This window comes from uncultured Roseovarius sp. (assembly GCF_947489715.1).
In the GTDB taxonomy this organism is placed as follows: domain Bacteria; phylum Pseudomonadota; class Alphaproteobacteria; order Rhodobacterales; family Rhodobacteraceae; genus Roseovarius.
The window spans coordinates 20336-31600 of record NZ_CANLER010000007.1 but is presented as its reverse complement, the minus strand read 5'-3'; the positions used below and the strand labels follow the sequence as shown (position 1 = coordinate 31600).

At 57.5% G+C, this 11265-nt stretch carries 11 protein-coding genes; 4 read left to right on the top strand and 7 right to left on the bottom strand.

The genetic code is table 11. From position 1 onward, the window contains the following. Nucleotides 1-40 precede the first annotated feature (40 nt). The 4 genes from Q1B27_RS24530 to Q1B27_RS16660 all read right to left on the bottom strand — a co-directional run bounded on the left by Q1B27_RS24530 (nucleotide 41) and on the right by Q1B27_RS16660 (nucleotide 4411). Nucleotides 41-583, bottom strand: coding sequence for a flavodoxin domain-containing protein (locus Q1B27_RS24530; protein WP_367181358.1), 543 nt, complete (start codon nucleotides 581-583; stop codon nucleotides 41-43). Nucleotides 584-727: 144 nt separating this feature from the next. Then, a complete protein-coding gene (locus Q1B27_RS16670) occupies nucleotides 728-973 on the bottom strand; it encodes a hypothetical protein (RefSeq protein ID WP_299848998.1) in 246 nt (81 codons plus the stop codon). 53 nt (nucleotides 974-1026) lie between these two features. After that, nucleotides 1027-2838 carry a Na/Pi symporter gene (locus Q1B27_RS16665; protein ID WP_299848996.1) on the bottom strand — a complete coding sequence of 604 codons (1812 nt, stop codon included), beginning with the start codon at nucleotides 2836-2838 and terminating at the stop codon, nucleotides 1027-1029. Between the two features lies 1 nt (nucleotide 2839). Further along, on the bottom strand, nucleotides 2840-4411 hold the full coding sequence (locus Q1B27_RS16660; protein WP_299848995.1) for an inorganic phosphate transporter: 1572 nt from the start codon (nucleotides 4409-4411) through the stop codon (nucleotides 2840-2842). A 269-nt stretch (nucleotides 4412-4680) separates the two neighbouring features. Here Q1B27_RS16660 and Q1B27_RS16655 point away from each other — a divergent pair, with 269 nt between their 5' ends. From Q1B27_RS16655 to preA, 4 genes are all read left to right on the top strand, one after another. Then, complete coding sequence (locus tag Q1B27_RS16655; protein ID WP_299848994.1) at nucleotides 4681-5448, top strand: FCD domain-containing protein; 768 nt, start codon at nucleotides 4681-4683, stop codon at nucleotides 5446-5448. A 258-nt stretch (nucleotides 5449-5706) separates the two neighbouring features. Next, nucleotides 5707-7029, top strand: a complete 1323-nt coding sequence (locus tag Q1B27_RS16650) for an NAD(P)-dependent oxidoreductase (RefSeq protein ID WP_299848993.1) — start codon at nucleotides 5707-5709, stop codon at nucleotides 7027-7029. 42 nt (nucleotides 7030-7071) lie between these two features. After that, nucleotides 7072-7914: a methyltransferase domain-containing protein gene (locus tag Q1B27_RS16645; protein WP_299848992.1), complete on the top strand. Its 843-nt coding sequence runs from the start codon at nucleotides 7072-7074 to the stop codon at nucleotides 7912-7914. Nucleotides 7915-7937: 23 nt separating this feature from the next. Beyond that, nucleotides 7938-9242 (top strand): NAD-dependent dihydropyrimidine dehydrogenase subunit PreA, encoded by a 1305-nt coding sequence (gene preA / locus Q1B27_RS16640; RefSeq protein WP_299848991.1) that lies wholly within the window; start codon nucleotides 7938-7940, stop codon nucleotides 9240-9242. Nucleotides 9243-9287: 45 nt separating this feature from the next. Here the strand turns inward: preA and Q1B27_RS16635 are convergent, their stop codons facing one another. The 3 genes from Q1B27_RS16635 to Q1B27_RS16625 form a co-directional block, all read right to left on the bottom strand. Next, nucleotides 9288-9746, bottom strand: a complete 459-nt coding sequence (locus Q1B27_RS16635; RefSeq protein WP_299848990.1) for a VOC family protein — start codon at nucleotides 9744-9746, stop codon at nucleotides 9288-9290. 62 nt (nucleotides 9747-9808) lie between these two features. After that, nucleotides 9809-10426, bottom strand: coding sequence for a TetR family transcriptional regulator C-terminal domain-containing protein (locus tag Q1B27_RS16630; protein WP_299848989.1), 618 nt, complete (start codon nucleotides 10424-10426; stop codon nucleotides 9809-9811). 75 nt (nucleotides 10427-10501) lie between these two features. Further along, nucleotides 10502-11143 carry a TetR/AcrR family transcriptional regulator gene (locus Q1B27_RS16625; protein WP_299848987.1) on the bottom strand — a complete coding sequence of 214 codons (642 nt, stop codon included), beginning with the start codon at nucleotides 11141-11143 and terminating at the stop codon, nucleotides 10502-10504. Nucleotides 11144-11265: the final 122 nt, after the last annotated feature.

Below are 11265 nucleotides of genomic sequence, written 5' to 3'. Positions count from 1 at the left end.
AGCTCTTTGCACGGAACCGCTTTTGCCGCCGCAACCTGTCTCAGCATTTGGTGACGCCAGTTCTCAGCGGTATTACCGAACTGGTTCGATGCAACGCGCGCACCAATTTCACGACGGTGCCAATGTTGGATTTATCGACAAAATCAAAACCTCCAAGCTCTTCCTTCCGCGCAACAGGGTCGGCATTCTTCAAGGCCCCGATTATCAGCATTGCCCGATCAAACCAGGACAAAACCCTGGGATTTTGCCGGCCGCGCAATGCGACGTGATGCATTCGGGAAACCAGTTCCGGCGGCAAGCTGTCGCGGATCCAGGCGTCCAGCCTAGGCCCGGCCGGCGCCCCTGAGACCGTGACCATGATGACCGGTTTTGACGCCATGTGCGCCAGGTTGCGCCTGACCCACCCCTCAATCAGTAGCTTTTGGCAAATCACGGGGCTGACGACGACCAGAAAGTCACAGTCTGACGGAACGGGCGAAGTGTCTTTTACTCCCCGTAACGGCAGCCCAGTCTCCTGGCTGATCCAATTGGCATATTGGGCCGTGCTGCCATATTTGCTTATGAAGAAAACTGCGCCTCTCATGCCAATACTCGCTTTCAATCGCAAATCCCCAAATGATCCGCTGTGCACCCGAAATTCTAACGCAAGGGTGGCAGATCAGCGTTGATTCAACGCAACGCGCATTTGGCGATGACGTGTTAAGGTAGCCCGGTGGCTTGAGGCGATTCAGATCTCCTGCGACAGCCACCTGGCCTTTTCGATCTGCGCGCGAATGGTCGACAGCTTTTCTTCCAGACGGGCCCGCTTTTCGGGCTTTTCAGCGCTCCCTAGTTCTTCGGTCAGTTCGACCTCCTTGGCAGCAAGCTTTTCGATCGCCTTTTCAACGTGATGCGCCTTGATTTTTTCCGCCTTGCCCTCGTCAAGACGTTGTTGATACTTGTCCAGTCTCTTGACTATGTTTCTCAAACCCATCTATCAGCACCCTCCTGCGTATCTGCCAAGTCTGGAACTGTTTCGCGTCAGTTTCATGACGACGCCCCCGCCGTTTCGACATCATCTTCATCAGCGGCCAGAATTTGTTCGATTTCAGCCATCGCACCCTGCTGTTCGGAATACAGAAAACGGGTTGCATCAATGATGTCTTTCATCGCGCGATACCCGTAGGCGGCATCATTCAGGAACGATGTGGCCTGCGGGCCTTTCAACGCGCCCCTGATCATCAGCCCTTCAACATAATCCCCAAGTTCCGCCTTCACCTTCTTGGCGCGCACCCTCTCCTCTTCCAGCCAGAGACTGCTGCGCATCTCGGGGTCGGCATCGGCCATCTTCTTGGCTTCGACGATCATGCGCGCCAGCTCGGTGCGTATCCGGTTGTAGAGCCGGGTGATCTCTCCGTAATCCTTCCTGGTGAAGCGCGCGGCGTTATCGCGAAGATGTTTGACCTCTTTTACCGCGCGCACCATTTCCTCTGCCGATCTGCGAAGTTGATGCAGCGTCTGCACGGACGATTCCGTCAGGTCGCCCGCAAGCGACGTGGTGATGAACTCCAGTATGGCGGAATAAAGCGATTTGATCCGCTGCTCATATCCGGCCTCAAGATCGACATCGAAATTTGTCCGCGACGCCGCAACATAGGCCTCGATATCGCGCGCCTGATAAAGCGCGTCCCGACGCAGATTCAGCGCCTGCAGGATCAAGTCGATGGCGTTTTCATGCAAATGAGCCACTTCTTTGCGCAATGCCAATTCGATGGTGGCCGGGAACCCCGCGACCGCCTCACCGATATAGCGGGGCTTCGACACATCAGGGGTAATCTCAGGAATGGTCCGTATCAGAAACGCTATCAGTTTTTGCATCATCGGCAGCATCAGCACCACACCGAGAAAATTGAAGATGGTGTGGAAAACCGCAAGCTTCAGCGCATAATCGTCGGGCCGGATTCCGACCGCATCGCTGATGAGATCAACCGCATCCCGCAACGGCGAAATCAGGATCAGCGCGACCCCCGCCGTGGTCACGTTGAATATCAGATGGGCCAGAGCCAGCCGTTTGCCCTGAAAATTCGCCGTCATGGCCCCGATGATCGCGGTAATCGTCGTGCCGATATTGGCACCGATGGCCAGCGCCAGGGCGTTTTCGTAGGAAATCTGCCCCGCCGCCAGGGCCGTGATGATCAGCACCATCGTCGCGTGGCTGGATTGCATGACAACCGTCGCGGCGGCACCCACCAGCGTGTACACCATCAGGCCCAGAAAGCCGGTCATCGCAAAGCGTGTCAGGTCAAACTGATCCTTGAACGCCTCGAACCCTTCTTTCATGTGGTGGATGCCCAGAAACAGGAACCCCAGCCCGGCAAGAACATAGCCGATGCCCTTCAGGTATTTTGACTTCTGGAATACCAGGATGATGCTGATCGCAAGCATCGGCATGGCATAGGCTGAGATTTTGACCTTGAGGCCAAAACCCGCCACCAGCCAGGCGCCGGTCGTGGTGCCGATATTGGCACCAAAGATGATCCCGACCCCCGCCGTCAGTGAAATCAGGCCTGCGCTGAGGAAGGAAATCGCAATCACGGACACCAGTGATGACGACTGCATGATCGTCGTGCTCAGCACCCCGAAACTCAGCGACTTGAAGGTGGACCCCGTGGCGCGTTCAAGTAGCTTTTCCAGAAACCCGCCGCTGAATTGGTTGAACCCGTCCTCCAGCATCAGCATGCCAAAAAGGAAGATCGCAACCCCGGCGGCAATTTCCTGAAAATCCGGACTGATCCAGAACCCGAAAACCAGCAGGCCCAGGATGATCGGCAGCAGCGTTCTTTTGAAAATACTCTGCATATCAGGGCAACATCATGCCGCGGAGGGCAAAATAGAAGATGCTGGCAAGAACGGCCGAAACCGGTACCGTGATGATCCAGGCCGAAACGATTTTCAAAAGCGAGGACCGTTTGACCAGTTGCCGTTTCAGCGCGCGTTGCAGCTCCTTGCGTTGCGCCGCCGAGATCGTCGCCTCGGGCCCCATCTTCTTCAGGGTATTCAGAATGCGACGCTTGTCTTCTGGTGGTGCATTCTGGAAATCGCGCAATACCGCTTCAACCTCGTTGAAATCGGCCTTTCCCTTGTGACTTTGAATGACGTTTTCCACGACGCGCCCAAGGCGCTGTTCCAGGAATTCGCGCAGAAAGCCCACCCCGAACACGCCGCCAAGCGCCACATGGGTCGAACTGATCGGCAGGCCCAGCTGGCTGGCAAAGATAACGGTAATGGCCGCCGCCAAGGCGATGCAGAAGGCGCGTGACCGGTCCAGCTCGGTGATCTCGGACCCGACCGTCCGGATCAGCTTCGGACCGAACAGTGCCAGCCCGATCGAAATCCCGATGGCCCCGATTGCCATGACCCAGAGCGGGATCGACACCTTGGCACCACCACCCCCCTCGGTCAGCACATCGACAATGCCAGCCAGCGGACCAACCGCATTGGCAACATCATTGGCCCCATGCGCAAAGCTGAGCAAGGCCGCCGCAAAAATCAGAGGGATGGTGAAAAGACGGTTCACCCCATCGCGGTCCGGCGTTAGATGCGGTGACTTTTTCGCAATCACGGGCTTGACCAGAAAATAGATGACCAGCCCGGCAATCAAGCCCAGCAACAGCGCCATCGGAAAGGAAATCTTGACCAGATGCTTGATGCCTTTCAGGGCGATATAGGTAGTAAAAGCCCAGCCCATCACCCCGATCATGATCGGCACCACCCTTTTGGCAGAGTCGATCGGATTGGATTTGAAAAAGACCGATTTCTTCAGCATGTACAGGAAAAGGGCGGCGATCATCCCGCCCGCCACCGGTGAAATGACCCAGGATGATGCGATCTTGGCCATCGAATCCCAATTGACGATCTCCCACCCCCGAGCTGCTATTCCCGCGCCCATCACGCCACCGACGATGGAATGGGTTGTCGACACCGGCGCGCCCAGCCAGGTCGCCAGGTTCAGCCATATCGCGGCACCCAGCAATGCCCCCATCATCACCCAGACAAAGACATCCTGATTGTTGATATCCGCCGGGTCGATGATGCCCTTCTTGACGGTCGACACCACGTCGCCACCGGCAATGATCGCGCCGGCGGCCTCGAAGACCGCGGCGATCAGGATCGCCATGGTCATTGTCATGGCCAGCGATCCAACCGCAGGGCCGACATTGTTGGCAACATCGTTGGCGCCGATGTTCATTGCCATATAGGCCCCGATCACCGCTGCAGAAATCAGCATGTAGGACTGTTCAAGATGCGCGAATTGCGTTCCTGTAAAGATGATAACCGCCACGATAAACAGGATCGCAGTGCCAAGCCGGCCGACCTCATCCCGACTGATGCCAGCCGCCCGTTCGACGGTTGTATACTCCTTTAATTGCATGACCCCTCCCGAAGAAAAAAGCGCGATACCTGATCGCGCTCACGAAGCTGCAATTTTATTACAATCTGGGCTTGTGCGCTTTGACAGGCATCATTGCATTGCGATTTTTCCGGCCTACCCAATGGCCGGTTTGGAAAATGCTGGCGCCGTTCAGATACCGGGCAATGGGCGGTGATCCGGCCCGCACGCCTGCCCACCCTGTCCGTGCCTGCTCTTGTTCAATGCCCCATGTGGTCATATGATCTGACCAATCACTTCAGGAGCAGCCGATGCCCTTCCACAAAGTCACCCCGGAAAAACTTTCAACCGCGGTCACCCGCCAGATCGAAAAGCTGATCCTGCGCGGCATTCTATGCCCCGGTGAACGTCTGCCCGCCGAAAGGGAACTGGCCGACCGGTTCGGCGTCTCGCGCCCTTCGCTGCGCGAAGCGGTGGCTGAATTACAAAAGAAAGGCCTGCTGACATCCAAGGCCGGTGCCGGCATTTTCGTGGCCGATGTTCTGGGCAGTGCCTTTTCGCCCGCGCTGGTTCAGCTTTTTGCCGAACATGACGAAGCGGTGTTCGATTACATCTCCTTTCGCCGCGACCTCGAAGGGCTTGCCGCCGACCGGGCCGCGCGTCTGGGCTCGGATACCGATCTCAAGGTCATCCAGGCGGTTTTTGACAAGATGGAAGCCGCGCATGCCAAACCCAACCCCCGTAACGAAGCCCAACTTGATGCCGATTTCCACATGGCCATTATCGAGGCCAGCCATAATGTCGTGATGCTGCACATGATCCGCTCGATGTTCCAGCTTTTGCGCGAGGGGGTGTTCTATAACCGTCAGGTCATGTTCAAGCAGCGCATGACCCGCGATATGCTGCTGGACCAGCACCGCGCCATCAACACCTCCCTTCAGGCCCGCGATCCGCAGAACGCCCGCGCCGCTGTCATTCAGCATCTGGATTACGTCGAACAATGCCTCAGTGATCAGCACAAGGCCGACCGGAACGAGGCGATTGCGCGCCAGCGATTCGAACATGAGAACGCGCGCTGATCCGGGCTTTTGCCCCCCATTCCGCACCGCGCGTTCCGTTAATCAGGCAATTTTCAGTGCCAATACCGACGTAATACCGACGTGATACCGACGTAATACCGTACCGGGTTTTTCCTTGTTAACCAAGGGGTTCGCCCCTGATTCGTGGCCTGACACAAGGATGGCGTTCGGTGTCCGTGAAAATAAAAATTTTACCAATTGATAAAATTTAAGAATGTGGCACACTAAAAGGGTTATTTCGCCACCGATGAGGAAGCCATGACCAACAATGCGCTGACCCCCGGCATCGCCGCCGGACGGCTCGACCAGCCCGCCTATGCCGATAACTTTTCCGACCTGCATCCACCGCTTGACGATCACGAAGCCTTGGTGGCCGCCGATCGCTGCTACTTCTGCCACGATGCCCCCTGCATCACCGCCTGCCCCACCGATATCGACATCCCTCTCTTCATCCGTCAGATCGCCACCGGCACACCCGAAGCGGCAGCCAATACCATTCTGAGCCAGAACATTCTGGGGGGCATGTGCGCCCGCGTCTGCCCAACCGAAACGCTTTGTGAACAGGCTTGTGTGCGCGAGGCAGCCGAGGGCAAACCTGTCTTGATTGGCCAGTTGCAGCGCTATGCCACTGATACGCTTATGGAAAAAGGCACGAACCCTTTCACGCGGGCCGAGGCCACGGGCAAATCCGTTGCCGTCGTGGGTGCAGGCCCTGCCGGTCTGGCCTGTGCGCACCGTCTGGCGATGAAAGGCCATGACGTCACGCTCTATGACGGTCGCAACAAGCCCGGCGGCCTGAATGAATTCGGCATCGCCACCTACAAGACCGTTGACGGCTTTGCCGAACGCGAGGTCGCATGGCTGATGCAAATCGGTGGCATCACGCTGGAAACCGGAAAGCGGCTGGGTCGTGACATGACGCTGGAGCAGTTGATATCCAGCCATGACGCGGTGTTCCTTGGCATCGGCCTTGGCGGCGTCAATGCGCTCGGGCTGCAAGGCGAAGACAAGGAAGGGGTGCTGGATGCCGTTGATTTCATTTCGGATTTGCGCCAGTCCAGTGACCTGTCGAACCAACCTGTTGGCCGTGACGTGGTCGTTATCGGCGGCGGCATGACCGCTGTCGACGCCGCCGTGCAGGCCAAACTTCTGGGTGCTCTCAATGTCAGTCTGGTCTATCGCCGGGGCCGCGACCGGATGAATGCCAGCACCTTTGAACAGGATCTCGCCGCCTCCAAAGGTGTTCGCATCATAACCAACGCCTCTCCCAAGGCGGTGCATGGCAATGGTGCCGTCCGCGAGATTGAGTTCGAATATACCGGCGATGATCTGACCCCAACCGGTGAAACCGTACGGCTGGCCGCTGACCAAGTTTTCAAAGCCATCGGCCAGACCTTGGAGGGCGATGATCTGCCCGACCTCGACGGGCGCAAGATCGCAATCACCGGCGCAGGCCGCACCAGCATCGCCGGTGTCTGGGCCGGAGGCGATTGCGCTGCGGGTGGCGATGACCTGACCGTGACCGCCGTGGCCGAAGGCCGTGACGCCGCCGAAGACATCCACGCATCGCTGGTTTCGTGATAGGTTTGGGGCATATCCCCCTTGCTGCAAAGGACCGGTCGCATGAGTGATGTCGAAACCCGCGTTGCCAAGCATTATTCCGGCGAAAGCCTGTTGGAGAATATCCGTTCGGCTTTGCGCGCCTCTGGAGTGGACCCGGACGCACCGGACATCGAGGACCTGAAACCGGTGGATGAATTCCACACCGGCGGGCTTGAGGCGACGGATGCCTTGCTGGATCAGCTTGAAATCACCCAAGAAACCCGGGTGCTGGACATCGGGTGCGGCATCGGCGGCGCGGCGCGGCATGTTGCTGCACGAACCGGTGCGCAGGTGCGGGGCTTCGATCTGACACCTGATTTCGTCGACACCGCCAGGGCCCTTTCGGACCTCGTGGACATGGCCAGCAGCACCAGCTTCCAGGTCGGCAGCGCCCTTGATATCCCCGAACCGGATAACAGCGCTGATCTGGCCCTGATGTTCCACGTGGGGATGAATATCGAAGACAAGGAGACGCTGTTCAAAGAGGCCGCCCGCGTCCTTGTTCCGGGCGGCACTTTCGCGCTTTTTGACGTGATGAAGGGCTCGGAAAGCGCCTTGACTTTCCCCTTTCCCTGGGCGGAAGAGGCCGCATTTTCGTTTGTAACACCCCCGTCCAGCTATCGCTCCGCGGCCAGTACCGCAGGGTTCGAACTAATCGCCGAGCGTGACCGTTCAGAATTCGCAAGTGACTTTTTTGAAAGGGTTTTCGCCCGTTTCGCAAAGGCGGGCGGTCCGCCACCAGTCGGCATTCATCTGCTGATGCACGAGACCGGCAAGGTAAAAATCGAAAACTATATCACCCATCTTCACGCCGGCGATATCGCACCGGTTGAAATGATCTTTCGCTTGCCAGCACAGGGCTAGCGCCAAAAGGGAAAGGAAAGCCAATGGCTGATCTGACATCCAATTTCATCGGGATCAAATCCCCCAACCCGTTCTGGCTGGCCTCGGCCCCACCGACGGATAAGGAATACAATGTCCGTCGCGCGTTCGAGGCTGGATGGGGCGGTGTCGTCTGGAAAACCCTTGGCGAAGCAGGCCCCCCGGTCGTCAACGTAAATGGCCCGCGATATGGCGCGATCTGGGGTGCCGACCGCCGGCTATTGGGATTGAACAACATCGAGTTGATCACTGACCGACCGCTTGAGACGAACCTGGAAGAGATGAAGCGGGTTAAGAAAGACTACCCCGATCACGCCCTCATCGCGTCCCTGATGGTTCCGGTGAACGAAGACGCTTGGAAAGAAATTCTGCACCGGGTCGAGGATACCGGTTGCGACGGGGTCGAGTTGAATTTCGGCTGCCCTCACGGGATGAGCGAACGCGGCATGGGCAGCGCCGTGGGACAGGTGCCGGAATATGTGGGCCAGGTCGCGCATTGGTGCAAAAAGCATTCTGACCTGCCTGTCATTGTCAAACTGACCCCCAACATCACCGACATCCGCAACCCCGCCCGCGCTGCGATGGAAGGCGGTGCCGACGCGGTCAGCCTGATCAACACGATCAATTCAATCACCAGCGTCGATCTGGACCTGTTTGCGCCCAAGCCGACCATCGACGGCAAGGGCGCGCATGGCGGCTATTGCGGCCCGGCAGTGAAGCCGATTGCGCTGAACATGGTTGCCGAAATCGCCCGCTCGCCGGATATGGCTGAATTGCCGATCAGCGGCATTGGCGGCGTCACCACCTGGCGCGATGCGGCCGAGTTCATGGCGCTTGGTGCCGGTAACGTTCAGGTCTGCACCGCCGCCATGACCTATGGCTTCAAGATCGTGCAGGAAATGATCTCGGGCCTCAGCCAGTGGATGGATGAAAAGGGCATCACCGACACCGCTGATATCGTCCGCCGCGCCGTGCCCAATTGCAGTGACTGGCAGCATCTGAACCTCAATTATATCGCCAAGGCCAAGATCAATCAGGATCTCTGCATCAACTGCGGTCGTTGTTATGCAGCCTGTGAGGATACATCGCATCAGGCGATTTCCATGTCCGATGATCGTGTCTTCGAGGTAATGGATGACGAATGCGTCGCCTGCAATCTCTGCGTCAATGTCTGCCCGGTCGAGGGCTGCATTACCATGGAGCAGATGGCCCCCGGCACCACCGACCCGCGCACTGGCAAGGTTGTGGAAAAGGAATACGCTAACTGGACGACCCACCCGAATAATCCGGGAACCTGTGCCGCCGAATAGATTGTATTTTTGCCCGGCGTTCTACCGACGCCGGGTTTTCTTAATTTAAGCAATGCCTTGAGTGTCAATACCTTTCCCGCGCAATTCTTCGAGGGCTTGATCGGATTTGCGCAGCCCTTCCTGTCCCATTGCCTCCAGTACCTGGCGTATTTTTAGGAACTGTATATCGGGATAGGCGACGATTTCGACGCGATTGCCCCAGGGATCAAGAAAATCAAACCGTTTTTTCGAAACGAAGGGAACACCGTCCGCCTCCATCCGGGCACGAAGCCCGTCGCGGTCGTCGACCACCAGCCCGAAATGGCGGATGCTGTCGGTTTGAATGTCATCGACCTGCATCAGCGCAAGAAACTGGTCACCCATATCGATAAAGGCAGCGCCATCGCCGCGCCCTCGCAACTCGAACCGGAAATATTTACCATAAAACGCAAGCGCTTCGTCAATATCGCCGACTTCCAGCGCCACGTGATTGATGCCAATCAGTTTGGGTTGAATATCGGCCATGTCGCACCTCTGGTTGATTACCTGGTGAAACTACGATTTTACCTGCTGGCAGGAAACGCGCATCAGGGCACAAGCAACCTGCGAAAAAGCGCGTCCAGATAAGCGCTTGCGCCGTCATGTGCCCGCTCGCCCGCCATCAAGGCCTCGATCTGCGCTTCAAAATCCGCGTAGTGCTGAGTGGTCGCCCAGATCGAAAAAATCAGGTGGCGTGGATCGACCGGGGCCAGCTTGCCAGCGTCGATCCAGCCCTGAATAACCGCCGCCTTCTCATCGACAAGCGGCCTCAGACCGGTCTCCAGATGCGGTCCCATCCGCGGTGCACCTTGCAGAATTTCGTTGGCAAAAAGGCGACTCTCACGCGGGAATTCATAGCTCATCTCCAGCTTGAGCCGGACATAGCGCATGATCTCCTCAAGCGGCTCGCCGCCGGGGTCTATCTGCCGCAACGGGTCCAGCCACGTATCCATCAGGTGATTAAGCAATGTGACGTGAATGTCTTCCTTGCCCTCAAAGTAATAGAGAATGTTTGGCTTGCTCAGCCCGGCCTGCTTGGCAATCTGATCCAGCGTCGCCCCGCGAAAACCATGTTTGGAAAACACATCAAGCGCCGCATCCAGGATCAGCGTGCGATTGCGCTGTTGGATACGGCTTGTTTTCTTTGTTGGCTGCGCGTCACTCATCATTGCACTCGGAAACTGGTGGGTTCGGTTCACAATGCGGCATTTCTGACCGCGTGGAAAGATCAGGCAACAGGGTCAGTGCCGACCCGTCGCGCCGATACCGGCAAGAATGATGGATTTTATCGTGGCTTTTGCCGCCTCCCACTGTGCATCAGACAGCGCTGCCCCGTCATTCAGCGTTTCGATCTGGTGGCCGAAATCGGCGTAGTGCTGGGTCGTGGCCCAGAGCATATAGAGCAGGTGACGCGGATCGATCGGGTCCATCTTGCCCTCATCAATCCAGCGTTGAATGACCGCCATGCGCCCATCCGTCCACTCGACCAGCGTGGTCTCAAGATAGTCCTGAATGACCGGCGCGCGGTGCATCACCTCGGATGCCCAGACCTTGGACCCCGCCGGATGCTGCCGGCTGATTTCCATCTTGGCGTCGATATAGGCACCGATTCCCTCGACCGGGCCGGGTGCCTCGTCGAAAGCATCCGCTGCTTTCAGCCAATTCTGAAAAATCTTCTGAACCACCTCGCGATAAAGCGCTTCTTTGGTCGGAAAATAATAATGCAGATTGGCCTTGGGCAGACCCGCCAGATCGGCAATCAACTGCATCGTTGCCCCGCCAAACCCTGCCTCGGCAAAGACTTTTTCCGCCGCCTCCAGAATGACCCGTTCATTCTCCTGCCGGATTTCCTTTTTGCTCAGGGGGCGGGCGGTCTGGGGCATCGCGCATATCTCTCAGAAAGTTCTTGACCGGTTGGTCAGGATGTGGTGCTCTCTTCTTGACCATACGGTCAGGATGTGACCGATTGCAAGAGGCCAGCAGAAGGCCCGACCAAGGGAGAACA

Coding starts and splice junctions, on each gene's coding strand:
- Q1B27_RS24530 (WP_367181358.1), bottom strand. CDS start 583: ATGAGAGGCGCAGTTTTCTTCATAAGCAAATATGGCAGCACGGCCCAA.
- Q1B27_RS16670 (WP_299848998.1), bottom strand. CDS start 973: ATGGGTTTGAGAAACATAGTCAAGAGACTGGACAAGTATCAACAACGT.
- Q1B27_RS16665 (WP_299848996.1), bottom strand. CDS start 2,838: ATGCAGAGTATTTTCAAAAGAACGCTGCTGCCGATCATCCTGGGCCTG.
- Q1B27_RS16660 (WP_299848995.1), bottom strand. CDS start 4,411: ATGCAATTAAAGGAGTATACAACCGTCGAACGGGCGGCTGGCATCAGT.
- Q1B27_RS16655 (WP_299848994.1), top strand. CDS start 4,681: ATGCCCTTCCACAAAGTCACCCCGGAAAAACTTTCAACCGCGGTCACC.
- Q1B27_RS16650 (WP_299848993.1), top strand. CDS start 5,707: ATGACCAACAATGCGCTGACCCCCGGCATCGCCGCCGGACGGCTCGAC.
- Q1B27_RS16645 (WP_299848992.1), top strand. CDS start 7,072: ATGAGTGATGTCGAAACCCGCGTTGCCAAGCATTATTCCGGCGAAAGC.
- preA (WP_299848991.1), top strand. CDS start 7,938: ATGGCTGATCTGACATCCAATTTCATCGGGATCAAATCCCCCAACCCG.
- Q1B27_RS16635 (WP_299848990.1), bottom strand. CDS start 9,746: ATGGCCGATATTCAACCCAAACTGATTGGCATCAATCACGTGGCGCTG.
- Q1B27_RS16630 (WP_299848989.1), bottom strand. CDS start 10,426: ATGAGTGACGCGCAGCCAACAAAGAAAACAAGCCGTATCCAACAGCGC.
- Q1B27_RS16625 (WP_299848987.1), bottom strand. CDS start 11,143: ATGCCCCAGACCGCCCGCCCCCTGAGCAAAAAGGAAATCCGGCAGGAG.